This window comes from Ensifer canadensis (genome assembly GCF_017488845.2).
GTDB lineage: Bacteria > Pseudomonadota > Alphaproteobacteria > Rhizobiales > Rhizobiaceae > Ensifer > Ensifer canadensis.
This window is the reverse complement of sequence record NZ_CP083370.1, coordinates 1,227,108-1,252,635: the sequence shown is the minus strand read 5'-3', so window position 1 is coordinate 1,252,635 and position 25,528 is coordinate 1,227,108. Positions and strand designations below refer to the sequence as shown.

The window sequence follows — 25,528 nt, the reverse complement described above, 5'->3', positions numbered from 1 at the left end:
CTTTTTTGCTATCTGGCCGTCGTGAAATGCGGTCACTCGACGTGATAGCGCAGCATACCGACCGACCAGCGGATGCCGCGCTTATCCAGGTCCTCGGTCCAGGTCTTCTGCAACCGCGAGACTATTTCGCTCAAGGTCTCGCGCGCGCGGAGCTCGACCTTGAGTCCCCGTGCCTTCGGCGCGACCGCCGCCAGATCAACGGGATCGTTGACCACCAGGGCAACGAACGCACTCTCACCTTCGCCCGATGCTTCGAAGTCGAAGCCGTAATATTCGTCCGGCAGTGTCAAAGGCACGTTGGCGCTGAGTGGGGTAATCTTCTGCGCGAACTCGTTGGGAAAGATCTGGGTTGCTGCGCCCTCTGCATTGACGTCGAGCAGGATGAGGCTCCCGGCAATCTTGCTTGCGACCGTCAGCTTGAACACGTCACCGGCCTTCATCGACGTTGGCCTGTCGATGCCGAGGGTCACGTCACCAGCGTCGGCCTTGCCGACGATATCGCCGACCGCATCGATTGCATTCGCATCCTGATAGCTTACCTGGCCGGTACTGCTGCCGGTAACGGGCTGATACCGAGCCTTCGCATCCGCACGCGCCTGTACCGGCACTATGGCACTGGCACCGAGGTTCTGCGCCTTCGTCTCCAGTTGCGGGTCGAGGGTCTCGCATTTTTTCTGCGAGGCGCAGTAAGCGGCAGATTGCACCGTGACATATTCGAAAAGCTCGGCGTTGCTGGTCAGGCCATTGGCGTTCGCGTCCGCCGCCGCCCCCATCTGCCCGGCGACATAGGCCGCGGTGAAGACACCGTGACGGCTTTCGACGGGCAGCCGCACATCGTCCCAGGCCACCTGATAGGGCGCGCTTGCGCTCCAGGCAACGGTACCGCTTTCGTTGACGTGGGCCGGCTTGTCGACGACGCCGAGATCGATCCGCAGCCCGCGCGTCAGTGCCTGCTCCACCGGTTTCGCCACGGGGCGCGGTAGGAAACGCGCGCCGTCGATGCCTGCGGACACATCGTTGGAGAGCGACCGCGAGATCGTGCCAGAGTGACAGGCGTCGATCACCAGGGTCACCGCCCTGCCCTTCAAGCGTTCGAGGATGGCATCGAGCTCGTCATCAGTGATGGCGCCATCCCAATCCTTGTTCTTGGCGACCAGATCGAATGGCGCCAGCGCCTCATCCATGCCGTCGTCCTCGTCGTCATCGAGATCCGTCACCTGAAGACCGTGACCCGAATAATAGAGATAGGCCCGGTCACCGGGCTGCGTGCCCGCGACCAGCCATTCTTCGATCGACGACAGGATGGCCGCGCCCGTCGCCTGCTCATCCTTCAGTACTCGGATCGCGGAACGATCGAAGCCGAGTGTGCCTGACAGCAATCCTTCCATGGCAACGAGGTCGTTTTTCGGGCCGTGCAGGAACAGCTTCGGCGGCAGGTTCTGATAGTTTCCTATCCCGATGAGCAAGGCCCGGTCCGCAGCCAAGACAGGCGAACAGGTCCCCAGCGCCATGAGCGGCAGCAGGAAACGCCAGACACCGATGTCCGCGGTCATTGCCCGCGCTCCCGCGTGTAGAGCGGTTGGATAGCGACGGCACTGTCGGTGCCGTCCAGCCGCTCTTCCAGAAGGCGCAGAAACTCGGATGCCTCGACGCCTGGGCTGGATAAAGCAGCAACCACCGCATCGATCGGGGCGTTTGTCGAGACGACCACAAGATGATCGGCGCCAAAAGGTTTGACCACCTCCAGGTCCCTGAGCTTGAACACATGGCTGCCGGAGCCCGAGACCTGGGCATCGAGAAGCTGGACTTCCCCGGTATTAGCCAGATTGAACACCAGCATGTTCGCGTATCCGGACTGCGGAGCGTCGAAGTTCAGGCGGTCGCCTGATGAATAGATGTCCTTGACCGGCGTCAGCGAGACTTTGCCCGGGTTCTGCGCGGCAAGCACCTTCAGGAAATCAAGAAGGATGAATTTATCGACCACACCCTGCACCATGTCGGCAGCGACATGTTCGCCGGCAACGTCGCCGTTCGGCGTGTAGAATGTGCCGCTCGTGGCATCCCATCGATAGGGAACACCGCTGCCACCGACATTTTCAAGCGTCGGCGCTGTGCCGTTGACGCTGAGCGCCAGCGTTCCTGTCCAACCCATGTCTCGGGCGGGCTTCAGCTTTGACGACCGGCCTGTTGCTGCTGCACCATTGCCGTCTGCCAGCGCCGCACTTCTCGGCAGCGACAGGACGATCTCCCTGTCCGATCGCGGCACCTGTGGTGTGAAGTTCGGCACCTGCAGCGCCTCGGACTGGAGCTTGACGTTGGAGAAGACGTAATCCTCGAGTTCGACCCGCGAAATCAGCCCGTCGCCATCGCGATCGGCGGCCCCCTCAAGCGCGCGGGCGAAACTCCAACTGAGCGCGCCGCGCGGCTCGCCTTCAATCACCACCTCCGGTGTCAGCTGGCTCTCAAGCGATGCGGCAAGGATAGTCACCTGCGACAGGTCCGCATCCTTCACCGCCGCGCCGGAAACCGCCTCTTGCGACGGCGGCGGCAACTGCGCCCGCACCGTCGGTGCGAGCCGCGTCTTGCCGGAGATCGATCGGTTCATGCCGCCGGAATAACAGCTGTCGGAGACAAACAGCACCTGGACACCCTTGGCCTCAGCTTCCGCGAACCAGGCATTGAGTTCATTGTCGACGATGATCTCCTTTGCCGTCTCCTCGGCCCGGCTACGATCGAATCCCGGCAACTCCAGAAACTCATCAAGCCCATCCGGCTCGCTGCCGGCGACAAGTTCCGGCATCTGGGCGCCGTGACCGGCATAAGTGAAGATGATCATGTCGCCTTTTGTCGCGGCACCGACAAGTTCCAGCCAGCCGGCGCGGATCGCGTCCTTCGTCGCCTTTTCGTTGATGAATTCGCGGATGGTGCCGACGTCCGCCGTCTTCAGTGCCTGGGCAACGTCGCGCGCATCCTTGACCGCGCCATCGAGGCTGACCTCATGCGGATAGACGTCGACGCCGACGACAAGCGCCGACGTGGCCGCCAGCGCCGGCAGACCCGCTAGACTAAAGAAAGCGCACGAAATCAGAGCCTTGCGCAGCACAGCCTATTTCTCCACATCAACTTCGACGCGGCGATCCAACTGATGTAGCATCGCTTCGTCGTAGGCACCCGGATCATCCGGTTTGAACGGCTCCTCCTCGCCCTTGCCAATCGTCGTCCAGGTGCCCTTGTAGCCAGCACCGACAAGATAGTTGGCAAGCGCCTCGGCCCTTGCCAACGACAGTTTCAGGTTCGCCTCAGCGCTGCCGATCGGATCAGTATGGCCGATCAAGGTAATTGCATCCGCCTTTGCCGATTTCAGGCACTCGAACAAATCCTTTGCCGACTGCAACCCTTCAGGCGTGAACTCGGCTGTTCCGAAGACATAGCGAACCGGCGTCGCCTTCTTTCTGATCGAGACACCGCGATAGGAGAACTTGCAGGCGCCGCGCATCGCAAGCTTCACCGGCTTGATTGCTGCAAGCCGCATCTCGGAGGCGAGCCGATCGAGGCGCAGAATGTAAGCCTTGTCCGGCGCCATCCACTCGGGCGTCAGTTCCTCGTTGGCCGCATCCTCAAGTGCCTGCTGGTAATAGGTTGCCGCACGTTCATAGTTCTTTCGCTCCCGGTCGATGTCGCCGAGCGCGTCGAGGATCTGCCAAGGCCCACCGACGTCGCTCAGCACAGCTTCAAGCTCACCCTCGAAAGTATCGAGCCTGGCACCGGCCCCGACTGCGTTGGCGATGCGATTGAACGTTGCTAGCGCCGCTACACGCCGGGTAAGCGCTGCCTCGGTACTCGAACATGCATTCGTGCGCTCCGGCGCGGCCGCTGCCCGCGCCCCGACCTCGTCGCCCCTGTTGAGAGCCTCCGAGGTTTTCACTAACGCGTCGCAGGCGCGCGCCGGGTAAGCGAGCGGCAAAAGCATTGCGGATGCGACGATCAACCCTTTCATCAATTCATCCATCGCGCATCCGCTATTCTCTAATCTCGAAAGTTACCATCTGCACGCTGCTGGCGCCGTTGTCGGCCTGCGCCTTCTTCGCGAGATTGACCGCCAATCCGCGCGTCGGCGGCAACTTCGATTGGACGACGAATGCGCGCGCTTTCTCCACCGTGAGCCTTTGATCGGCCAGACCGCCAACCCGGCAGAAGGCCAGCATGGTTTCGGCGGGCGCTGCCGTATCGAAGGTCAGCGTGCCGGTTCCCGGCTGCGGGATCAGCCTGCTTTCGCCGGGCTGCAGCGTCGTGTGGCCGATCATCTCATCTGGGATGATTTCGACATTGCCGTTTTCCTCGACATAGAGGATCTGCAGTTCGCAGGCCTGATTGACGCTGAGTTCGAACGACAGCTGGTCACCGACCTTGGCCGTCGTCGTCGGCACCTTCAAGGCAAGCTCAAGCTTGGTGCCGCCAGCCTTCTCCTGCTTGCGATAGTCAGGCGCGGCTGCGGCTACGGATTGCGGTTTTTCCTCCGACTGCTGCTCGGTGCCGGCAACGACGATCGTGCTGGTATCGAGCGGGCGCCGCTGGGCGAGCGGCTCCAGCAACAGGGCATATTGCTGTTCGACCTCGTTGCGCGGAACAGTCCCGCCAGCTTCGAGCGTCGTGACCCAATCAAGCCCGAGACGCAGGACATCCACTTCCGCTACTCGCTTGATCGCCTCAGAAAACTGCTGCGGCGTCATGTCGAACTCCGCCGCCAGAGCATCGAAGTCGAGCTCATCTTCATACTTGTCGGCAAAGTAGGTGACGATCTCGGCGTCGCCGGGTGCGTGCTTGCTCTGAAGCCCGCCATCCGGCGTCGGTTCGGTTACGTCGAGTTTTTGCAGAGCCTCGACGAAGCGTTCGCGGTCCTTGCGGTAGGCCTCGTCCAGCTCCTCCTGCTTCACGTACATGGCCAACAGCACGCCCTGCTGGTCCTTGCTGAACAGCGTCGACGTGGCGATATGCTCGCGCAACTGATCACGTTTCGACAGAATGCCATCGGCGTGGCAATCGAAGCAGGAGCGGGCATTGACGATCTCCACGCCCTTGCCGATCGGCCGGTCACGGAACGAAACGATGGTCGTCGGCCCGACATCGAGCTGTTTTCCTGCCGCGGTCGACAGATAATAACCCTGCATGCCGTTGGGCAGTGAAAAGATCATCTCGCCACCGTCGTGCTCGAACGGCACAAGGCCGGCATCGAGCGCACCCAACTCCTTGGGTCCATGCGGAAAACGCTTGAGCACCTGTTTGCCGACATCGCCGGCGAAATCGTAGGATTTCCAATAGTAGCCGCCAAACGGCATGTCGTGACGCTCGAGCATGCGATTGTGGTCCGATACGCCGGACGAACCGTCAGCAAAGCCGGCACGCAGAACGTTACGCCGCCTTATGTCGTCGTCGACATCGATCTTGAAGCGCGTTTCCAGCTCGCGAATATGCGTCGGCAGCTTCATCAGTCTGTTATAGACCTCCGGCCGGGCGCCATTGCTCATGAACCAGTCGATCCGCATGATCGGCAGTTGCGTATGCGTCTCGGTGGAAAGCGCCTGAAGCGACGCATCGCTCGTCGGATCAACGCCGTAGAAATAGCGCTTGATCAGGAAATCGTAATCAGCGTTATCCCACTGCAGCTCGCGCAGATCGACCCGGACGAGCAGACCATTGGTGCCGTCCACCTCCGCCGGCACCACCAGCTTCGGGCCATAGGACAAGGAATTCAGCAGCTTCTTGAAGCCACCGGCCAGCACGTCCATGCGCTTCATGAACGTGGCGTCGTCTTCGCAACCCATCATGCCGTTATACTGGTCACGGTAGGAGAAATAGCGCATGTGCTGACGATCAAGCGCACTGACCTTGGAAATGTCCTTGAGCGCCGCCTCGACGAACTGGTCATGGGACAGCATCGGGCGCGATCGGGCGGGTTTGGTGGCTGCCGTCTGCGGCAGGTTCTTTTCGCTGAGCGAATTGATCCAGTCCTCGAGCACCTTGACCTCTTCGTCCGTCGGGCGCTTGCCAAGCGGCATGCGGCCGCTGGTGACCGAGGTGAAGAGGCGCGATTTCGCAGCATTGCCCGGCGTGACGAAATTGGCATCGGCGGCGATCGACGTCAGCTCACCGGCGGGGTAGCTGCCTTGAGAGCTTTCACCCGGCCCATGGCAGTTGCGGCAATACTTGCCGATGAAGGCATCGGCCTGTTGGGCGAGTTCGGCATTGTCGCCGGTCAGCGCCGTCGAGGCCGTGGTCTCCTTGCACACTGCCGTCACAGACTGCGCCACCGGCGCCGGTGCTTTCACCTCGCGATCGGACAGGAACGCGTAGATCGCGCGACGATCGTCGTCGCTGAGTATCGAAAGTCCCTTGGCGATCCGTCGCATGACCGGGTCGCTGATCGGTGCGCCCGAAAGCTTCTTGCCTTCGTCTATAAGGCCCGTGGTAAACACTTCCGGCGCAGTGAGCCCCGCCATCTTCGCCTTGCCGATATCCGGTGCGACCGCACCGGTCAGCCCCTTCTCGCCGTGAAAAGCTCTTTCCAGGTCGAGCCCATAAGTCGTCGTGCGCGGCGTGTGACAGTCGCCACAGCCACCGACATTTTCGACCAGGTAACGGCCACGCTCCATCTGCGACGCTTCGCGCGGCTGGTAGGCTTGAACTGTGAAATTGCTGCGTTTCCAGAGAGTTATGGTCGTTTGCCGACTAAAAGGAAAAGCGATCTCATGTTCCTTCGAGACGGCGTCTGATTGCGGCAAGGTCTCGACGTAAGCCTTGATATCGAGCACGTCCTCCGGCTTCATACCGCCATAGGATGTGTAGGGCATGACCGGGTAGAGATTGTTGCCGTCACGATCAAGCCCGACCATGACAGCGTTGAGGAACTGGGCGTTGCTCCAGCCACCGATGCCGTTGGCATGGGGCGAAATGTTCGGCGCGTAGAAAGTGCCGATCGCCGTGTTCATCTCCATGCCGCCGGACAGCAGTCCAGTTTCGTCGCCCGACCCGTGGCAGGCGCCACAACCAGCGGCGTTGAACATGTACTTGCCGTTCTCGACATTCGCCTTGTAGGTCGAGAAGGCGTCCTCGGCGAAAGCGTCGCGCACCGATGCGACGCCGGGACAGAGCATGGCGGCCAGCAGACCGGCGGCCAGAGCCAGTGCGTGCCTATTGCGGATGCCGGCACCTGACGAGACGTTCGCTCGCATTTCACGCAGACTGCGCATGGCCGTACTCCCTTAATCCAAAAATCTTCAATAAAACTGCTATCGAAACTGAAACTGTTCGAACTCTACGCGACGCGGCTTCTTTCCAAGCTCTTTCAACCCTTTGACGATCGCCTCCCGCAGCGGCGCAGGACCGCAGAACCAAAGATCGGCCTCGCCCGGATCGATGACGCTGCCCGCCGCCAGTTTGGCCGCGTCCAGCCGCCCGTCTGTGGCCGAATCGTGCAGCACGAAGCTGAAGTTGCCGAGCTTTTCCGCCTGCGCCTCGAAGGTTTCAAGGCCGATGGCTTCCTTTCGGTCGCGCACGCAATAGACCATGTGGATGTCCTGGTCCTCATCGCCCTTCAAATGGCTGGCCATGGCGAGAAACGGCGTGACCCCGATACCTCCGGCAAGCCAGATCTGCTTCTTCGCCCCGCGTCGGTGATTGAACTGGCCGTATCCGCCTTCGAGCTTCAACCGGTCGCCGACAGCAATCTGATCGCGCAACGCCTGCGTATAGTCGCCGAGCGGCTTGATGGCGAAGCGCACCGTGCCGTTGCCATCGATGTCGGCGATTGTGAAGGGGTGCGGCTCGCGCAGACCAGCCTTCAGGACACGCAGGAAACCGAACTGCCCCGGTTTGGCCCTCAGCGCGCGCCCCTTTGAACGCGCCGAAATGATCGTCGCACCATCGTGCTTTTCGACCTCGGAAACCTCGTAGCATCGCGTCCTCAGCCACGGCAGAAGCTGCGTATAGGCGTAGCTGAGGATCCCGAGTGCTGCGAACGCATTGAGATAGACCGCCAGCAGCGCCGTGCTGTCATAGGGGCGCTTGATGAACATCTGGTGGAACGCGACAAGCGCGAACAAGAGCCCGATGAACCGATGGGTATAACGCCACAGGTGATAGGGTATCTCGATTCTGGTCTTCGGGATGATCTTGACGATGCTGAGAACAAGCAGCGCCGTCAGCCCGTAGAAGCCATACTTGCCGGCGGAGGCAGCAAGCTGGTTCAAACCGCTGGTGAACGACAGCCCCTTGAAATCAGGCGTCAGGAAATAATGGACGAGAATGAGCATCAGCACGGAGATGCCGATCCGGCGATGAAGGTGATAGATGCGGTCGAGCCCGCCGAACAGCGGTTCGATGACGGGCGGACGTGCCGCCATGAACTGCGCAATCGCCATTCCGACGAAAGCCATCGAGGACGCCATCAGCGAGAACGTCGTCTGCGCGTTCGTATGGCTGACCGCCGGGACGGCAAGCAGCCCCGCAAACACAATCAGCGACCAGACCAGAAACGCACCCACCTTCAGCCCAAGCCCCTCAACGTCGATGTCCGACGTTCTTTTTAGAGAAGACTGACAAGCAGTTTCCTCTTCGTCAACACCATTCAAGGCTGGAACGGCCGAACGAGCACTTTTATTCAGGCCATTGAAATCTGAAGCTTTTACCGACTCATAATGATTACTTCGACCAGCATAATCCTTCCTGATTAGTGGTCATCAGTTCGTTTGCCATCGAAACGAAACTGTGCCACGTTCTGATATATCAGAAACTGTGGGATGCGTATGTCGGTTCACTCCCAGGCCCACCTCGCCTATCTCGCCCTCGAGCGACTGATCGTCACGCTCAAGCTTGTGCCCGGCATGCTGCTGACGGAAAAGCAGCTGATCGAGCTTGCCGGTCATGGCCGTACGCCCGTGCGTGAAGCCATTCAGAAACTCGCCTGGCAGGAACTGATGGAGGTTCGCCCGCGTGTCGGCCTGCAGATAACGACAATCGGGCCGGACGATCGAGCGCATGTGATGCAAACCCGTCAAAAGCTGGAACCGCTGGCGGCAAGCCTGGTGGCGGAGCATGCCGACGCGGATGCACGACGAGCCATGAAGGGATGCGCCGCAGAGATGAGCCGATGCGCGGATGCCGGCGATCTCGAAGGCTTCCTCGTGGCCGACAAGGTCTTCGATGAACTGATGGAGGAGGCCTGCCCCAATACGTTCCTGACGGCCGCCCTCGCCCCGCTGCAGACGCACGCTCGACGCATCTGGTTTGCCGACGCAACCGTTGAGCGAATGCGCGGATCGGTCGACCGCCACATCGAGGCGATCGACGCCATCGTGCTTGCCGACGCCGAGGGTGCCGCGGCGGCGATGTCAGCCTTGATGGACTACCTGGCTCGGGATTGAGGCATCAGGCGCCCGGCAACATGCTGCCCGTCTTCAGCCGACGTACATGCCAGTCGAAGGCTTCCTCGAGGATATGCGGCGTCTGCCCCGCACGCGCTGCAACAGCCCGCTTGAAGTAATCCCCCAGCAACTCGCGGTAAGCGGGATGGCAACAGTTGCGGATGATGATCGGCGCGCGCTCGCGCGGCGCCAGCCCGCGGAGATCCGCAAGCCCGTGCTCGGTGACCAGAATATCGACGTCATGCTCCGTGTGGTCCACATGGGAAACCATCGGCACCACGGACGAGATCGCCCCACCCTTGGCCACCGATTTGGCGACGAAGATCGACAGGAAGGCGTTGCGGGCAAAATCGCCGGAACCGCCGATGCCGTTCATCATGTCGGTGCCGCCGACATGGGTCGAATTGACGTTGCCGTAGATATCGAACTCGAGCGCGGTGTTGATGCCGATGACGCCCAGGCGCCGGATGATTTCCGGGTGGTTGCTGACCTCCTGCGGCCGCAGGATCACCCTGTCCTTGTAGGCGCGGATGTTGCGAAAGACGCGATCGGCCCAGGCGCTGCTCAGCGTCATCGATGCCGCCGAGGCGAAGCTGAGCTTGCCGGCCTCAAAGAGCTCGAAGGTGCTGTCCTGCAGCACTTCGCTGTACATGCGCAGATCATGAAAGGGGCTGTCGACGAGGCCGCTCAGAACCGAATTCGCAATAACGCCAATACCCGCCTGCAACGGGTTCAACGTCATGTCGAGCCTACCCTTGCGCACCTCGTCCTGAAGAAAGCCGATCAGGTGGCCCGCGATCGAATTGGTCTCGGCATCGGGCGGCGAAATGCGCGCGGCACTGTCCTGCTTTTCGGTGATGACGATCGCGGCAATCTTGTCCGGATCAACAGGGATATAGGGCGAGCCGACGCGAATGTCGCAGGCAACGACCGGGATCGGCGTGCGCGATGGGCGTTTCGCCGGGATGTAGATGTCGTGCAGCCCCTCAAGCTCCGGGCTGTGGCTGAGATTGAGCTCGACAATCACTTTCTTGGCGAGGATCGCAAAACTTGCGGAGTTGCCGACCGATGTCGAAGGAACGATGCCGCCATCCTCGGTGATCGCCACGGCCTCGACGACGGCATAGTCGATCGGGCTGATCTGGCCGGAGCGGAGTTGCTCGACGGTCTCAGACAGATGCTGGTCGATGAACATGACCTCGCCGCGGTTGATCGCCGCGCGAAGGGCCGGATCGGACTGGAAGGGAAGCCGGCGTGCGAGAACACCCGCTTCCGTCAGGATCTTGTCGATGTCGTGCCCAAGCGAGGCCCCGGTCATCAAGGTGATGCGAAACTTCTCCTGCGCCGCACGCTGCGCCATGGCCAACGGCACCGCCTTGGCGTCGCCTGCCTTGGTAAAGCCGCTCATGCCGATCGTCATGCCATCCTCGATGAGCGCCGCCGCCGCCTCCGGCGTGACGATCCGGTCATGCAACGATTTGCGGCGAATTCTGGTCTCAAGGCTCATGGGCCACTCCCTGCAAGATCCGCTGTCGCCGGCGATCTCCGGCGGGGACTCCTTCTTGGCCGTTCGTTCCGCATGGACGCGGTCGAGCGACATATGAAAATGCTGGGGAACGATAGTGTCTGCGAAAGGCTGCCGGTACGCTGATTGCTCAGATCGGGGCTGCCGGAAACGCATAGCTCATGCTCCGGTCGCGACTGTCGCACAGATGCGAAAAAGGGCGCACCCGATGATGCGCCCTCCAAATGCTGCGACGATGTTTCGTATCTTGTCGTCAGTTAGCCGACAAAGGCGCGCTCGATGACGAACTCGGCCGGCTTGTTGTTGGACCCCTCGGTCAGGCCTGCGGCCTCGAGGATTTCCTTGGTGTCCTTCAACATTGCCGTCGAGCCGCAGATCATTCCGCGATCGATGGCTGGGTCGAGCGGCGGCAGACCGAGATCGGCAAAGAATTTGCCGTTGACCATCAGGTCGGTCACACGGCCCTTGAAGGGATAGTCCTCGCGGGTCACCGTCGCATAATGGCGAAGCTTGTCGCCGACGATCTCGTTCAGGAATTCGTGATTGCGAATTTCCTCGACGAGGTCGAAACCGTATTTCAGCTCGGCCACATCGCGGCAGGTGTGCGTGAGGATGACTTCCTCAAACTTCTCGTAGGTCTCGGGGTCGCGGATCAGGCTGGCGAAAGGCGCAATGCCGGTGCCGGTCGAGAACATGTAGAGCCTGCGGCCGGGAACCAGCGCGTCGAGCACCAGCGTGCCGGTCGGCTTCTTGCGCATCAGCACCTTGTCGCCTGGCTTGATCGCCTGCAGGTGAGATGTCAGCGGGCCATCAGGAACCTTGATCGAGAAGAATTCGAGTTCCTCGTCCCAGGCCGGGCTTGCGATCGAGTAGGCGCGGTAGACGGGTTTGTCGCCGACCATCAAACCAATCATCGCAAACTCGCCGGAGCGGAAGCGGAACTCCGCAGGACGGGTCATGCGGAAGCGGAAGAGCCGATCCGTATAGTGGGTGACGCTCGTCACCGTTTCAACGAAGACACCGGCGGGTGCCTGGATCGCGAAATCTTCCGTTTTTGCCGGAGCATTCATCGTGGCTACAGTCCTGTAAATGATGACCCTGTCTATCAACAATACGCGGATATTCCAAGCCGCACTCAACGGGAAGGAATTCCCTTCTAAATATAGTCGCTTTCGCGCATTTCGGCGTGCTTCACACTGTCGCGGTCAGCACTGCCTTCAAGAAACGCGCCGCCAGCTATAGGACCTGGCGTCAGCAGAGGGTCTCGCGGTCGGCTGATAGTGGTTGGCGATACCGGGCAACCGGCCTTCCGTCAGACGCTTCAGGGCCGTGGCATTGGTTACCGCGAAACTGTCGACGCCGCAACGCAGCATCAACGGGATCTGATCGATCAGAACGTCGCCGACAGCCCTCACCTCACCGGCAAAACCAAGCCGCGCGCGCAGCAGCGACGCATGGCTGAAAGCCCGCCCGTCATTGAAGGCCGGGAACGCGACCGCGACCAGCGCAATACGATCGAGATAGGGTTGTAGCTTGGCAACGTCATCTGCAGGAGCGACGACTACGCCTAAACCCACCTCGTCCGTCTCAGCCACCTTGGCGAGAAACGTCTCGAAGCCGAGTATCGCCTTCTCGTTGGAACCCGCTTTGGTCTCGTCGTTTTCGATGATCCAGGGATCGTCGCTCACAAAGCCGGTTTCTTTCCAGATTTTTGTCATGTCCGTTCCTTGCGCCTCAAGCGGCTTCCTGTGCGCTGCCGCCGTAGAGCGCGTCCTTGAAGGGTTGCGGGCCGACGCGACGGTACGCTTCGAGGAACGTCTCCGACTTGTCATTGCGCAGCCCGAGATAGGTATCGACGATCGTTTCGATCGCGTCGGTCACCTTTTCCGGTTCGAAACCGCGACCGATGATCTCGCCGATCGACGTGTTCTCGTCGCCGGAGCCGCCGAGCGTGATCTGATAGAGTTCCGCCCCCTTCTTCTCTACGCCGAGCAGGCCGATATGGCCAACGTGGTGATGGCCGCAGGCATTGATGCAGCCGGAGATCTTGATCTTCAGTTCGCCGATCTCAGCCTGACGTTCAGGCGCGCCGAAGCGCGTCGAGATCTCCTGCGCCACCGGGATGGAGCGCGCATTTGCAAGCGCGCAGTAGTCGAGCCCGGGACAGGCAATGATATCGGTGATCAGTCCGGCATTGGCTGTCGCCAGGCCGGCAACGACGAGCGCCCGGTAGATCGGCTCCAGATCAGCCAGAGCCACATGCGGCAGGATCAGGTTCTGCTCGTGGCTGACACGGATCTCGTCGAAGGCATACTCCTCGGCGATGTCTGCAACAGCCTCCATCTGCGCGTCGGTCGCGTCCCCCGGAATGCCGCCGATCGGCTTCAGCGAGATCGTCACCATGCCGTAGTCCGGATGCTTGTGCGGCTGCACGTTCTGGTGAACCCAGCGTGAGAATTCCGGATCGGTCTTCTTCCAGCGCGCCAGACTTTCCCAGCCCTCGGCACGCGGCTCCAGCGCTGGCGGCGCGAAATAGGTGGAGATGGCCTGAATATCAGCTTCTGGAAGCTTCAGCTCCGTATCCTTCAGCGCCGCGAACTCGACCTCGACCTGACGGGAAAGCTCTTCGGCACCGGTTTCGTGGACGAGGATCTTGATGCGCGCCTTGTACTTGTTGTCGCGACGGCCATGCAGGTTGTACACGCGCATGATCGCCGTCGTGTAGGACAGCAGGTCCTCTTCCGGCAGGAAGTCCCGGATCTTCTTGGCAATCATCGGCGTGCGGCCCTGTCCGCCACCGACATAAACGGCAAAGCCGATGCGGCCGTCCTCATCCTTTTTCAGGTGCAGGCCGATGTCGTGCACCTGGATCGCGGCGCGGTCGCGCTCAGCACCTGTGACAGCAATCTTGAACTTGCGCGGCAGGAACGAGAATTCCGGGTGAACGCTCGACCATTGTCTGAGGATTTCGGCATAAGGCCTTGGATCAGCGACTTCATCGGCAGCAGCGCCGGCGAAATGATCGGCCGTCACATTGCGAATGCAATTGCCCGACGTCTGCAACGCGTGCATCTCGACGCTTGCCAGCTCATCCAGGATATCCGGCGTGTCGGAAAGGCGCGGCCAGTTGTACTGGATGTTCTGACGGGTGGTGAAGTGGCCATAGCCGCGGTCATACTTGCGGGCGATGTGGGCGAGCATACGCATCTGGCGGCTGGACAGCGTGCCATAGGGGATCGCAACGCGCAGCATGTAGGCGTGCAACTGCAGGTATACGCCATTCATCAGGCGCAGCGGCTTGAATGCGTCTTCGGCCAACTCGCCACTCAGGCGGCGCTCGACCTGATCGCGGAACTGGTCGACGCGCGAGGAGACGAAGGCATGATCGAATTCATCGTAACGGTACATGTTGTATCGGTTCCTCAGGCAGCAAAGTTCGGGCCGGCAAGGCCATTGTATCCGGCGGCATAGGGGATCGAAGGGCCTTCGGCCCGGATACGCTCGCGCATGCGCAAGGGCCGCAGGGTGCCGTTGACTTCCTCGACGTCGACGACATTGGCATCGACCACCTTGTTGTCGTCGAAGGCAACCTTGCCTGTCGCTTCCAGTGCGGTGACCGCCTCGGCATGGCGGGCGATGAAGGCCTGCTGGAGCGATTCGACCCAGTTGCCCGAGGCATCCAGCCAGACGGATATGCCATCCGAAAGCCGATTTGCCGTCAAAACCTTGTTCACCATGACGTTTCCCTTAGTTCAGAATCTGTTCGCTGCGCTCCGCAGCTTCGATCTTCGTTTGCTTGTTGGTGCGTTTGCCCGCCACCAGAGGCTCGGAACGCTCGAAATTCGCGCCGGCGACAGCGTCACCGATAATGACCATCACCGGGCCGGAAAGTTCCGTGCGGCCCTCTAGGTCCGGCAAGTCCTTCAGCGTGCCATGCATCAGCCGGCGATCGGCACGGCTGGCGTTCTCGATCACAGCCACGGTGGTTTCTGCGGGCAAGCCCGCCTGCATCAAGCGACCGGCAACCGACGCAGCGACAGTGCGGCCCATATAGACGGCGATCGTGGCGCCGGAGACGGCAAGCCGCGCCCAGTCGGGCAGCACTTCACCGGTCAGATCATGGCCGGTTGTAAAGACCAGTGACGACGCGACGCCGCGCAGGGTCAGCGGCAGTTCGAAATCGGCAGCAGCGGCAAAGGCGGAAGTGATGCCCGGCACGATCTCATAGGTAATGCCCGCATCGCGCAATGCTGCCATCTCTTCGCCAGCACGGCCGTAGACAAGCGGATCGCCGGATTTCAGGCGAACGACGCGCTTGCCCTCACCCGCGAGCTCCACCAGCAGCTGGTTGATCTCGTCCTGCGACTTCGTGTGGCAACCCTTGCGCTTGCCGACGGAGAGCCTTTCCGCATCGCGGCGACCCATATCGACGATCGCCTGCGGCACCAGCGCATCATAGACGATCGCATCGGCTTCCATCATCACGCGCTGCGCCCTGAGCGTCAGCAGGTCTTCGGCGCCCGGACCGGCGCCGACGAGCCAGACGTGGCCCGCGGTGGCATGCGCGGCATCAAGCAGGCGAGAAGCCTCGCGGCGCGCGGCGGCGACATCACCCAGCGCAACCTTGTCCGCAACCGGCCCCTGGAAGAAACGGCGCCAGTACAGGCGGCGCGCAACGCCGCGCGGCACCAGTCGATCGACGGCATCACGATAGCTGGCTGCGAGCGACGCAACGAGCCCCAGCGACGGCGACAGCAGCTGGTCGATCTGTGCCCGGATCATCTGGGCAAGCACCGGGCCGGCGCCTTCGGTGCCGATCGCAACGGCAACTGGTGCGCGATTGACGAGCGCCGGCGTGAAGAAATCGCAGTAGTCGGGCTGGTCGACGGCATTTGCCGGGATTTTCTGTTCGCGTGCAGCAATGACGATCTGGCGATCCTTGGCCGCATTGCCAGTCGCGGCAAACACAAGGATGACGCCTTCAAGCTGGTGCGGAGCGAAGGTATCGCGCACGGTTTCAATCACGCGCTCGCCGAGGTATGCCGCGAAGTCTGCCTCGGGCGCGTCCGCGTAGACGACGATCGAAGCTTCGGTGTTGAGCAGCAACCGCACCTTTGCAAAGGCCTCGTCGCCATTGCCGAACACCGCCACGCGCTTTTGCGCGACGCGAAAGAATGCGGGAAAGACGGAGAGCTGCTGCACCATGTTCTTGCAATCGGTTCCTACTACAGGCTCCGCTGAATATCCCGCATAGCCCACGGCAATTGAAGAAACAGAAATTTCAATGGCTTTCGGGTCACGTATTGTTTTGCTCGGCCATGCAGCATTTTGAGCAAATATCTCCGGAAGGGCCGGCCGGTGGCGCTGTCGGTGGCCATTGCGCCAAAGGGGCAACCTCCGTTAAATGCCGCAACACATCTGCCGGAGACTGAAGACATGACACAATCCGAACTGGCCGAACGGCTGCTCAACGTGATCGAGCAGGACATCCTGCCCCTGACGGAAAAGGGTGTCGCCGCAGGCAACAAGGTGTTCGGCGCCGCGATCCTGCGCAAAACAGACCTTTCTCTCGTTCTCGCCGAGACCAACAACGAGACCGAAAACCCGCTCTGGCACGGTGAAGTGCACACGCTCAAGCGCTTCTACGAGATGGCAGAAAAGCCTGACACGCGCGATCTGATCTTCCTTTCCACGCACGAGCCTTGCTCGATGTGCCTGTCGGCGATCACCTGGGCGGGCTTTGACAATTTCTACTATTTCTTCAGCCACGAAGATTCGCGCGACAGCTTCTCCATTCCGCACGACCTGAAGATCCTGAAGGAAGTGTTCCTGCTTGAACCCGGCGGCTACGCGCAGAACAACGCCTTCTGGACGTCGTCGTCGATCGCAGCGGTCGCAAAGGACGCCGACCAGTCAACGCGAGAGAAGCTTGCGGCCCAGGACGCGCGCATCCGCGAGCGCTATCAGCACCTGTCCGACAGCTACCAGTCGGGCAAAAACGACAACGCCATTCCGTTGAACTGATCCCATGGAACCATCACGCGACATCAAGGGCCTTCTCGACATCATGCAGGCGCTCAGGCAGCCGGAGACCGGCTGCCCCTGGGACGTCGTCCAGACGTTCGAAACGATCAAGCCCTATACGATCGAGGAAGCCTACGAAGTTGCCGACGCAATCGAGCGCGGCGACATGCATGACCTTTGCGACGAGCTGGGCGACCTGCTGCTGCAGGTGGTTTTTCACGCCCGCATGGCCGAAGAGGCCGGCGAATTCGCCTTCGGCGATGTCGTCGAGGCCGTTACGCGCAAGATGATCCGCCGCCACCCGCATGTTTTCGCCCGTTCGGACGCCGACACGCCGGAAACGGTCAAGACCCAGTGGGACAAGATCAAGCAGGCTGAAAAGGCCGAGCGCCAGGCGCGGCGCGCCACACGCGGCCTGCCATCCGACGGCGCTGCCAGTCATCTGGGCTCGATCCAGCGCAGCTTCCCGGCCCTTATCGAGGCGCTGAAGCTTCAGGAGCGCGCCGCCAAAGTCGGTTTCGACTGGTCGGAGCCGGAACCGATCCTCGACAAGATCGAGGAAGAGATCGGCGAGCTGCGCCAAGCGCTGCGGGAAAAGGACCGTGCGAAGGTAGCCGATGAACTCGGCGACCTGATCTTTGCGGTGGTGAATATCGGCCGGCATGTCGGCGCCGACCCTGAAATGGCGCTGCGCGGCACCAACACCAAGTTCCGCCGCCGTTTTGCCCATATCGAGCATGAGCTTGAAGCTCACGGAGAAACGCTCGAGGCGGCAACGCTGGAACGGATGGAAGAACTCTGGCAAGCGGCCAAGGCGATCGAACGGCAATTGGCCTGAGGCGATAGCGCCTCAGGCAGAAGATCTTACCAGTCTTCGGCGACCGGCTTCGGCCCGTTGCCGAGACGCCGCTCCAGGTCCACAGCCTCGTTTTCGGTCAGGCGCAGATCGAGGCTGACCGTGCCGTCCTCGAGATCTTCGCGACCATCGACGATCGCGTGTTCGTAGACCCAGGGCAGAAGCTGCAACTGATCGACGCCGAGAACGACGGTGCACTCTGTCAAGACGCCGGACAGACGACGACCGATCTCGGCAAGCAGCACGTCGACGCCCTCGCCTGTAATCGCCGAGACCGCCACGGTGTTATCAGTGCTTGCAGCCTTGTTCGTCAGGGCTTCGCGCGCTTCCGGCTCAAGCCGGTCGATCTTGTTCCAGACTTCGACAAGCCTCGCTGCCGCTTCCTTCTCGTCGATACCGAGATCAGCAAGGATGCGCAGAACGTCACTTGCCTGCGCCTGATTGTCCGGATCGGAAAGATCGCGCACATGCAGGATCAGGTCGGCTTCGAGCACCTCTTCGAGCGTCGCACGGAAGGCGGCGACAAGATGCGTCGGCAGGTCGGAGATGAAGCCGACTGTGTCGGACAGGATCACCATGCGGCCATGCGGCAGTTTCAACCGCCGCAGCGTCGGGTCGAGCGTTGCAAACAGCATGTCCTCGGCCAGCACGCCGGCTCCGGTCATTCTGTTGAACAGCGTCGATTTGCCGGCGTTGGTGTAGCCGACAAGCGCCACGATCGGGTGCGGAACCTTCTTGCGCTTGGAGCGATGCAATTGCCGGGTGCGGCGAACCTGCTCCAGCTCGCGCTCGAGCTTGACGATGCGGTCCTGCAGCAGGCGCCGGTCGGCCTCGATCTGAGTTTCGCCGGGGCCGCCCATGAAGCCGCCACCACCGCGCTGACGCTCAAGGTGGGTCCAGCTGCGCACGAGCCGGCCCTTCTGATAATTGAGATGCGCCAGATCGACCTGCAGCGTGCCTTCCTTGGTGGAAGCGCGTCGCCCGAAGATTTCAAGGATCAGGCCCGTCCGGTCGATGACCTTGGCGTTCCATTCCTTTTCCAGGTTGCGCTGCTGCACGGGCGTCAGCGGATGGTCAACGATGACGAGGCCGGCATCCTGTTCGACGAGGATGTGGCCAATCTCTTCGATCTTGCCGGTGCCCAACAGCGTCCCCGGCTTTGGCTGAGCCACTGAAACGATGGCGCCATGAACGACGTTCAGGTCGATCGCCCGAGCCAGGCCAGTCGCCTCCTCCAGCCGACTTTCGTCGGTGCGGGTGCTGGTTGCAGAGAGAGTTTCAGCCGCCTGCCTGCCGGTCTTTTTCAGAACCGGCACGATCACGACCGCGCGCATGTCGTCGCGGAGCGTTTCAAGCTCCGGAATGATCGACGACGACTTTGAATCCCGTTTGGTAATGTGCCTAACGTCCCGTCAGGATGCGGCTTCTTCGTTCTCGAACATCTGCAGCGGCTGGCCCGGCATGATGGTCGAGATCGCGTGCTTGTAGACGAGCTGCGAATGACCATCGCGGCGCAACAACACACAGAAATTGTCAAAAGACGTGACGACGCCCGTCAATTTGACGCCATTGATAAGAAAAATTGTCAGAGAAATCTTCTGTTTGCGGACCGTATTGAGAAAAAGATCCTGCAAGTTCTGAGAACGTTCCGCCATCGCGCCGATTCTTTCTTATTTGCCGACGTCTCGCGCCGGTGCATTTTGTCTATTTTTTCAATCAGAGGCGTCACAAGTACGCTTCCCCCGACACCTCTGTCAGTTTGGTATCAAATCAATGTCTTTTCCGCAACGCCGAAAAAGGCTTCACGAATATTCTGTGCTATGCTTCCCGGATGACCGTTGCCGATCGGTTTGCCGTCGATGGAAACGACCGGAAAACAGATGCTCGTGGCGGCAGTGATGAAGACTTCGCGGGCTGCGAGCATGTCGTCGACGGTGAATGCTCTTTCCTCGATCCTGATGCCAAGAGGTGCTGCGACGTCCATCAGGGTCGTGCGGGTGATGCCTCTCAGGATACCGTGATCGGCCGGGCGCGTGCGCAGCACGCCGTCGCGATCGACGATCCAGACGTTGGTGGCGGCGCCCTCTTTCACCGTACCATCGGGGTCGACGAAGATCGCCTCGTGGGCGCCCTCCTCCTTGGCCCTCTGGCGGGCAAGCACGTTCGGCAACAAGCCGACCGACTTGATGTCGACGCGATCCCAGCGGTTCTCCGGAACCGTGATCGCGGAGATGCCTTCGGCATTTTTCCTGGCGATCACTGCGGCATCGGTGCGTTTCGCCGTCACCACGATGGTCGGCACAGTACCCTTTGCCGGAAACACGTGATCGCGGCGCGCGGTACCACGCGTCACCTGCATGTAGAACAGGCCGTTTCGCACCCGGTTGCGGCGCAGCACCTCGCGGATAACGTGGATCAGCGCGGCTCGGCTCATCGGCCAATCGATGCGAAGTTCGCTTAAGGATCTGCTGAGGCGGTCGAGATGCCGGGTCAGATCGACGATGAAGCCATGACGGATCTCGCAGACTTCGTAGACCCCGTCGGCGAACTGGTAGCCGCGGTCTTCGATGTGGATGGCAGCATCGGCGTGCGGCACGTAGGCGCCGTTGACATAGGCAATTCTCGGCATGGCTTTTGTTTGACCTCAGAAGAACTGGATGCTGACGCGGAAAAGCTGCTCGACATGGCGCACCGAATCGGCAGACGCAAAGAGCACCACGCGGTCCTTGGCCTTGATCTTGGTGTCACCGTGCGGGCGAATGAATGTCTGGTCCCGGTAGAGGGCGCCGATGCGGATGCCGTCGGGCAGATCCAGCTCGCGTAGCGCCTTGCCGACCAGCGGCGACGTCTCCAGCGCTTCTGCTTCGATCACTTCCGCCATCCCCTTCTGGACGGCATAGACCGAGCGGATGCGCCCCTTGCGCACATGCTGGAGAACGCGCGAGATCGTGACCGCACGCGGGTTGATATAGGCATCAACGCCGGCGGTTCCCGCGAAGTCCTGGTAGGACGGCTCGTTGATCAGGACGAGTGTCGATTTGGCACCGAGGCGTTTTGCCATCATGCTGCCGAGGATATTGATCTGGTCGTTGTTGGTCAGCGCCACGACCAGGTCTGCGTCCTGCACGTCGGCCTGCATCAGGATGCGCTGATCCATCGCCGAACCGTTGAGGACGACCGTGTTGCTGAGCTTGTCAGCCATCATCACGGCTCGGTCGCGGTCGCTTTCGATCAGCTTGACGCGGGTTCTCGGCTGGTTTTCCTCGATCGCCTTGGCGACGAAATAGCCGATATTGCCGCCGCCGAGGATGACGATACGACGCGCTTCCTGTTCTTCGTGGCCGAACAGAGACAGTGTCCGGCGCGCATGATCCCGGTCGCAGACAACATAGGCAAGGTCGCCGGTCTGCAATTGATCCGTCGAATGCGGCACGATCAGCTTGCCGTTGCGGAAGATGCCGGTCACGGTTGCCTGCAGATCGGGAAACAGCTCGCTCAGCTGCTGCAGCGGCGTGTCGACGACCGGGCAGTCTTCCATGCACTCGATCGCCACCATGGCAATACGGTCGTCGGCAAAGCGCACAACATCCGTAGCGCCGGGGAACGAAATGCGCCGAAGCACCAATCGCCCGACTTCGACCTCGGGCGAAATGGTCACATCGATCGGGACGTTCTCGCGGGAGAACAGGTTGGCGTATTCCGGCGCCAGATAATTCTGCGCTCTGATACGGGCGACCTTGGTCGGCACGCTGAAGATCGCATGCGCCACTTCGCAGGCGACGATGTTGACTTCGTCGAACAGCGTGACCGCAATCAGCATGTCGGCCTGGTCGGCACCGGCTTTTGCCAGCACATCCGGATGGGCGCCGTGTCCAACATAGCCGCGCACATCGAGGCTTTCGGTAATGTTGGCAATCAACGCCGCCGAGGTGTCGATCACCGAGACGTCATTGTCTTCCTGAGCAAGCCGTTCGGCGATGCCGTAGCCGACCTGCCCCGCACCACAAATGATCACCTTCATGTCGTTCTTTCACCCAGGAACAGGCGGCCACCAGCCGGAAGAAGTTTACCGCTCAAACGCCCAGCGACTTTAGCTTGCGATGAAGCGCCGACCGCTCCATTCCAACGAATTCGGCGGTGCGGGAAATATTGCCGCCGAATCGGTTGATCTGAGCGATCAGATAATCGCGCTCGAACATTTCGCGAGCCTCGCGCAGCGGCAGCGTCATGATGTGCTGGTCGCCCTGCGCGGAGATCTTCGGCAAGGTATCGCCAACCTCGGTCGGCAGCATGTCGGCCGAGATCGGCGTGTCAGGACCGTCGCTGCGGGCAAGGATCATCAGGCGCTCGATATTGTTGCGCAGCTGGCGAATGTTGCCCGGCCAGTCGTGGGCCTGCAGCACGGCAAGCGCATCGTCGCCGATCTTGCGCGGGCGAATGCCCGCCTGCTCGCTGACCTGGCGCATGAACATATCGACGAGAAACGGAATGTCCTCACGGCGCTCGGCCAGCGCCGGCACCCGCACGGGGATGACCGCGAGCCGGTGGAAGAGATCTTCGCGGAAAAGACCTTCGGAGATCATATTTTCGAGGTTGTAGGCTGTCGAGGAGATGATGCGGACATCGACCTTGACGCGCTTGGTGCCGCCGACCCGTTCGAACTGCTGATCGACGAGAACACGCAGGATCTTGTTTTGCGTTTCACGCGGCATTTCGCCGACCTCGTCGAGATAGAGGATGCCGCCATGTGCCTCTTCGAGCGCACCCGTTCTGCGCGGCTGCCCCGGCGTTCCCTCGGTTCCGAAAAGCGCGATCTCCATCCTGTCGGGTGTGATCGCCGCAGCGTTCAACGCCACGAACGGCCCGGTCGAGCGTGTCGACTTGCGGTGGATCATGCGCGCCACCAGCTCCTTGCCGGAGCCGGACGGTCCCTGGATCATGATGCGGCTGTTGGTCGGCGCGACCTTTTCGACGGTCTGCCGGAGTTGCGAAACGGCAACGGAGGTACCGATCAGCTCGACCGGGTCGCCCGACTTCTTCTTCAGCTCCGAGACTTCGCGCTTCAGCTTGGAGTTCTCGAGCGCGCGCTCGGCGATCAGGATCAGACGGTCGGCCTTGAACGGCTTCTCGATGAAATCATAGGCGCCGCGCTTGATGGCGTTGACGGCCGTCTCGATGTTGCCGTGACCCGAGATCATGACAACAGGCAAATCGGGATGGCGTCCCTTGATCTCGTCGAGCAAAGCGAGGCCGTCGAGGCGGCTGCCCTGCATCCAGATATCGAGAAAGACGAGCCGCGGCACGCGGTCGCTGATCGCTGCGAGCGCACTGTCGCTGTCGAAAGCCGTTCGGGTCTCGTGCCCCTCGTCGGACAAGATGCCGGATACGATCTCGCGAATGTCTTCCTCATCGTCCACAACCAGAATGTCAGCGGCCATCGCTCGTACCCTTACCCTTCAAAGTGTCTTCGCCCCCGGCTTCTCCGGCGGGCGGCAGGATCACGCGGATCATTGCTCCGACGCCGCCATCGAAATCGGCCGGTGCGTCGTGCAATTCCAGTTGTCCGTCATGGTCCTCAATGATCTTCTTGACGATGGCGAGGCCAAGGCCCGTGCCCTTCTCGCGCATCGTCATATACGGTTCTAAAATTCTATGCCGGTTCTCGGTCGGCAGGCCTTTGCCATTGTCGATGACATCGACGACAAACCGGCCGCTGGTTCCGTCCCGTTGGCTCCGTACGTGCACTTTCGGCTCGCCACGGACAGCGTCCGTCGGCACCGCTTCGATCGACTCCACGGCATTCTTGACGATATTGCCGAAAGCCTGGCCGAGCATGCGGCCATCGAACATGCCCTCAAGCGGCTCGTTGCCAAAATCGCGAATGAAGCTGATGTGGTTGTTGCCCATTTCGCGCAGGAAGACCGCGTCCTTCAGGATGGCGCGCAGATCCACCTTCTCCTTCGTCGGCTTCGGCATGCGGGCAAAGGCAGAAAACTCGTCGACCATTCGGCCGATATCCTCGACCTGCCTGACAATCGTGTCGGTGCATTGATCGAAGACGACCCTGTCTTCCTGGTCGATCTGCTTGCCGTAGCGACGCTTCAGACGTTCGGCAGAAAGCTGGATCGGCGTCAGCGGGTTCTTGATTTCATGTGCGATGCGGCGCGCGACATCGGCCCAGGCGGTCGAGCGCTGTGCGATTACGAGATCTGTGATGTCGTCGATGGTGATGACGTAGGATTCGTTTGCCTCGCCGCCCTCTTCACGCGTCACCTGGACGTTCAGCGTGCGCTCGGTTCCGCCGCGCATGATGTTGATCTGCTTGCGGAAGTTGTTGCGGTACCGGCTTTCAGCTTCGACCAGCACTTCCTCGATCTCAGGCGCAACCGCGCGCAGATCGGCACCGAGCAGATCCGGCGCTGTCTTTTTCAGAAACTCTTCTGAAGAAGAGTTGGCAATGGTGATCTGCCGATCGCGGCCGACGCCGATGACAGCTGCCGTCACGCCTGAAAGCACGGCCTCGATGAACCGCCGCCGATGATCGACCTCATCCTTGGCCTCCAGAATCTGCTCCTGCTGGGTGCGGATTTCGGAGACCATCTTGTTGAACGTGCGCGAAAGATTGCCGACGTCGCCGTCGACGGCACGCACCGGCACCACGACGTCGAGATTGCCCGAGGCAACGCTGTCGGCGGCGCCGATCAGTTGCCGGATCGGCCGAACGATACGGTCGGCAACCGCGATTGCCGTCCAGATCGCCGCCAGCAGCACGATCAGCGCAAAGCCGATGTAGAGAACGCCGAAGGCGATCTGCGTGAAGGCGCGGCCCGCCTCTAGGGTCTTATATTCGGCGGTGTTTTCTTCCATCAGCCGCAGCGAACGCATCACTTCCGGATCGACGTTACGAACGGTGTAGAGATAGGTGCCGGGAATGTCGTCAAGCGGGATCACCGCCCCCACCAGGTTGGTAATCCCTGGTGGTATCAATGTCGGCTGGCCGGAAACCGAGCTTTTCAGCGCGTCCGGCGGGATGGCCGGCAAGGGCTTCTCCGTCGAGATATTGGCCTGGAGAATGGCGCTACCATCGGCACGGACGAGGAAGGCGCCAAGCATGCCGCGGCCCCTCGCCTGGCGCGTCACCAGCTCGGTAAAGCCGGTTCGGTCGAGGCTGTAGAGTTGCCGATTGCGCTCCAGATCGTTCGCCATCGACACGGTCTGGCCCTGCAGATAGCTGGCATTTTCCAGCACATAGGCTTGGGCGACGCTGATCGACGAGCGAACGATCGCTTGCGTCCGCAGCGAGAACCAGCGGTCAAGGCCGACATCCAGCGTTATGCTGGCGAAGATCGCGACCAGAATGGCAGGCGTGATGGCGACGATCGAAAACAGCGCGACGATGCGCACGTGAAGCCGTGCGGCAGCGCGGCCCTTGCGACGCGCGCGAAGCAATCTGAGGATCTCGCGAACGATGAGGTAGATCAGGCCGATCACGAACAGGCCGTTGATCGCCGCGCAGGCGATGAAGACGTTGCGCTCCAGTCTGATCGGCGTCAGCCCAAGCAAAACGAGCAGCGATAGGGTTGCGCAGACCAGGGCACCGATCGCCAGCATGAGGCCCGGCAGGGCAAAGGACGCGCGGCGGTCCTGCGCCGCGACTCCGTCATCTGTCCCCAGCGGCAAGGCCATTGCGTCCACCATATAAAG

The 25,528-nt window shown here is 61.2% G+C and carries 20 protein-coding genes; 3 read left to right on the top strand and 17 right to left on the bottom strand.

Translation table 11 applies throughout. The features are described 5' to 3' along the window. Positions 1-32: 32 nt before the first annotated feature. Genes J3R84_RS06150 through J3R84_RS06130 form a run of 5 tightly spaced genes read right to left on the bottom strand, consistent with a single transcriptional unit; the run spans position 33 to position 8,540 of the window. On the bottom strand, positions 33-1,553 hold the full coding sequence (locus J3R84_RS06150) for a caspase family protein (RefSeq protein ID WP_203527259.1): 1,521 nt from the start codon (positions 1,551-1,553) through the stop codon (positions 33-35). Then, the gene (locus J3R84_RS06145) at positions 1,550-3,103 is read right to left on the bottom strand and encodes a caspase family protein (RefSeq protein WP_025426797.1); all 1,554 of its coding nucleotides are present in this window, start codon (positions 3,101-3,103) and stop codon (positions 1,550-1,552) included. Before J3R84_RS06145 ends, J3R84_RS06150 begins: the two co-directional genes overlap by 4 nt. A gap of 3 nt (positions 3,104-3,106) precedes the next feature. Beyond that, positions 3,107-3,997 carry an OmpA family protein gene (locus J3R84_RS06140; protein ID WP_158071682.1) on the bottom strand — a complete coding sequence of 297 codons (891 nt, stop codon included), beginning with the start codon at positions 3,995-3,997 and terminating at the stop codon, positions 3,107-3,109. A gap of 22 nt (positions 3,998-4,019) precedes the next feature. Beyond that, positions 4,020-7,247, bottom strand: coding sequence for a c-type cytochrome (locus tag J3R84_RS06135; RefSeq protein WP_203527261.1), 3,228 nt, complete (start codon positions 7,245-7,247; stop codon positions 4,020-4,022). 39 nt (positions 7,248-7,286) lie between these two features. Beyond that, entirely contained in the window at positions 7,287-8,540 is a 1,254-nt protein-coding gene (locus tag J3R84_RS06130) for a ferredoxin reductase family protein (RefSeq protein WP_025426794.1), read from the bottom strand. 261 nt (positions 8,541-8,801) lie between these two features. Here J3R84_RS06130 and J3R84_RS06125 point away from each other — a divergent pair, with 261 nt between their 5' ends. Beyond that, positions 8,802-9,419 (top strand): GntR family transcriptional regulator, encoded by a 618-nt coding sequence (locus J3R84_RS06125; RefSeq protein ID WP_025426793.1) that lies wholly within the window; start codon positions 8,802-8,804, stop codon positions 9,417-9,419. A 4-nt stretch (positions 9,420-9,423) separates the two neighbouring features. Here J3R84_RS06125 and scpC read toward each other — a convergent pair whose 3' ends face one another. From scpC to cysG, 6 genes are all read right to left on the bottom strand, one after another. After that, positions 9,424-10,926 carry a succinyl-CoA:acetate CoA-transferase ScpC gene (gene scpC / locus J3R84_RS06120; protein ID WP_025426792.1) on the bottom strand — a complete coding sequence of 501 codons (1,503 nt, stop codon included), beginning with the start codon at positions 10,924-10,926 and terminating at the stop codon, positions 9,424-9,426. Positions 10,927-11,201: 275 nt separating this feature from the next. Continuing rightward, positions 11,202-12,014, bottom strand: coding sequence for a ferredoxin--NADP reductase (locus tag J3R84_RS06115; protein WP_025426791.1), 813 nt, complete (start codon positions 12,012-12,014; stop codon positions 11,202-11,204). A gap of 147 nt (positions 12,015-12,161) precedes the next feature. Next, positions 12,162-12,662, bottom strand: coding sequence for a DUF934 domain-containing protein (locus J3R84_RS06110; protein WP_025426790.1), 501 nt, complete (start codon positions 12,660-12,662; stop codon positions 12,162-12,164). 16 nt (positions 12,663-12,678) lie between these two features. After that, entirely contained in the window at positions 12,679-14,352 is a 1,674-nt protein-coding gene (locus tag J3R84_RS06105; RefSeq protein WP_025426789.1) for a nitrite/sulfite reductase, read from the bottom strand. Positions 14,353-14,366: 14 nt separating this feature from the next. Then, positions 14,367-14,681, bottom strand: coding sequence for a DUF2849 domain-containing protein (locus J3R84_RS06100; protein ID WP_025426788.1), 315 nt, complete (start codon positions 14,679-14,681; stop codon positions 14,367-14,369). 10 nt (positions 14,682-14,691) lie between these two features. After that, the gene (cysG, locus tag J3R84_RS06095) at positions 14,692-16,149 is read right to left on the bottom strand and encodes a siroheme synthase CysG (RefSeq protein WP_025426787.1); all 1,458 of its coding nucleotides are present in this window, start codon (positions 16,147-16,149) and stop codon (positions 14,692-14,694) included. Positions 16,150-16,380: 231 nt separating this feature from the next. On the opposite strand from cysG, the gene J3R84_RS06090 reads away from it, so the two are divergent. Both J3R84_RS06090 and mazG read left to right on the top strand, forming a co-directional pair. Next, on the top strand, positions 16,381-16,968 hold the full coding sequence (locus J3R84_RS06090; protein ID WP_025426786.1) for a nucleoside deaminase: 588 nt from the start codon (positions 16,381-16,383) through the stop codon (positions 16,966-16,968). Positions 16,969-16,972: 4 nt separating this feature from the next. Beyond that, positions 16,973-17,806, top strand: a complete 834-nt coding sequence (gene mazG, locus J3R84_RS06085) for a nucleoside triphosphate pyrophosphohydrolase (protein WP_025426785.1) — start codon at positions 16,973-16,975, stop codon at positions 17,804-17,806. Between the two features lie 26 nt (positions 17,807-17,832). Here mazG and hflX read toward each other — a convergent pair whose 3' ends face one another. The 6 genes from hflX to J3R84_RS06055 form a co-directional block, all read right to left on the bottom strand. Then, the gene (gene hflX / locus J3R84_RS06080; RefSeq protein ID WP_057205085.1) at positions 17,833-19,158 is read right to left on the bottom strand and encodes a GTPase HflX; all 1,326 of its coding nucleotides are present in this window, start codon (positions 19,156-19,158) and stop codon (positions 17,833-17,835) included. A 78-nt stretch (positions 19,159-19,236) separates the two neighbouring features. Next, complete coding sequence (gene hfq / locus J3R84_RS06075) at positions 19,237-19,479, bottom strand: RNA chaperone Hfq (RefSeq protein WP_003535434.1); 243 nt, start codon at positions 19,477-19,479, stop codon at positions 19,237-19,239. 110 nt (positions 19,480-19,589) lie between these two features. Continuing rightward, positions 19,590-20,453 (bottom strand): D-amino-acid transaminase, encoded by an 864-nt coding sequence (locus tag J3R84_RS06070; protein ID WP_025426783.1) that lies wholly within the window; start codon positions 20,451-20,453, stop codon positions 19,590-19,592. 15 nt (positions 20,454-20,468) lie between these two features. Beyond that, entirely contained in the window at positions 20,469-21,845 is a 1,377-nt protein-coding gene (trkA, locus tag J3R84_RS06065) for a Trk system potassium transporter TrkA (protein WP_025426782.1), read from the bottom strand. A 52-nt stretch (positions 21,846-21,897) separates the two neighbouring features. Beyond that, the gene (gene ntrX / locus J3R84_RS06060; protein WP_025426781.1) at positions 21,898-23,262 is read right to left on the bottom strand and encodes a two-component system response regulator NtrX; all 1,365 of its coding nucleotides are present in this window, start codon (positions 23,260-23,262) and stop codon (positions 21,898-21,900) included. Next, entirely contained in the window at positions 23,252-25,522 is a 2,271-nt protein-coding gene (locus J3R84_RS06055) for a sensor histidine kinase NtrY-like (protein ID WP_203527263.1), read from the bottom strand. The genes ntrX and J3R84_RS06055 overlap by 11 nt, the downstream gene beginning before the upstream one ends. Between the last annotated feature and the right edge of the window lie 6 nt (positions 25,523-25,528).

Excerpts from the sequence above, each read along its gene's own strand:
- J3R84_RS06150 (WP_203527259.1), bottom strand. The coding sequence starts at position 1,553 with ATGACCGCGGACATCGGTGTCTGGCGTTTCCTGCTGCCGCTCATGGCG.
- J3R84_RS06140 (WP_158071682.1), bottom strand. The coding sequence starts at position 3,997 with ATGAAAGGGTTGATCGTCGCATCCGCAATGCTTTTGCCGCTCGCTTAC.
- J3R84_RS06135 (WP_203527261.1), bottom strand. The coding sequence starts at position 7,247 with ATGCGCAGTCTGCGTGAAATGCGAGCGAACGTCTCGTCAGGTGCCGGC.
- J3R84_RS06125 (WP_025426793.1), top strand. The coding sequence starts at position 8,802 with ATGTCGGTTCACTCCCAGGCCCACCTCGCCTATCTCGCCCTCGAGCGA.
- scpC (WP_025426792.1), bottom strand. The coding sequence starts at position 10,926 with ATGAGCCTTGAGACCAGAATTCGCCGCAAATCGTTGCATGACCGGATC.
- J3R84_RS06115 (WP_025426791.1), bottom strand. The coding sequence starts at position 12,014 with ATGAATGCTCCGGCAAAAACGGAAGATTTCGCGATCCAGGCACCCGCC.
- J3R84_RS06110 (WP_025426790.1), bottom strand. The coding sequence starts at position 12,662 with ATGACAAAAATCTGGAAAGAAACCGGCTTTGTGAGCGACGATCCCTGG.
- J3R84_RS06105 (WP_025426789.1), bottom strand. The coding sequence starts at position 14,352 with ATGTACCGTTACGATGAATTCGATCATGCCTTCGTCTCCTCGCGCGTC.
- J3R84_RS06100 (WP_025426788.1), bottom strand. The coding sequence starts at position 14,681 with ATGGTGAACAAGGTTTTGACGGCAAATCGGCTTTCGGATGGCATATCC.
- cysG (WP_025426787.1), bottom strand. The coding sequence starts at position 16,149 with ATGGTGCAGCAGCTCTCCGTCTTTCCCGCATTCTTTCGCGTCGCGCAA.
- J3R84_RS06090 (WP_025426786.1), top strand. The coding sequence starts at position 16,381 with ATGACACAATCCGAACTGGCCGAACGGCTGCTCAACGTGATCGAGCAG.
- mazG (WP_025426785.1), top strand. The coding sequence starts at position 16,973 with ATGGAACCATCACGCGACATCAAGGGCCTTCTCGACATCATGCAGGCG.
- hflX (WP_057205085.1), bottom strand. The coding sequence starts at position 19,158 with ATGCGCGCGGTCGTGATCGTGCCGGTTCTGAAAAAGACCGGCAGGCAG.
- hfq (WP_003535434.1), bottom strand. The coding sequence starts at position 19,479 with ATGGCGGAACGTTCTCAGAACTTGCAGGATCTTTTTCTCAATACGGTC.
- J3R84_RS06070 (WP_025426783.1), bottom strand. The coding sequence starts at position 20,453 with ATGCCGAGAATTGCCTATGTCAACGGCGCCTACGTGCCGCACGCCGAT.
- trkA (WP_025426782.1), bottom strand. The coding sequence starts at position 21,845 with ATGAAGGTGATCATTTGTGGTGCGGGGCAGGTCGGCTACGGCATCGCC.
- ntrX (WP_025426781.1), bottom strand. The coding sequence starts at position 23,262 with ATGGCCGCTGACATTCTGGTTGTGGACGATGAGGAAGACATTCGCGAG.
- J3R84_RS06055 (WP_203527263.1), bottom strand. The coding sequence starts at position 25,522 with ATGGTGGACGCAATGGCCTTGCCGCTGGGGACAGATGACGGAGTCGCG.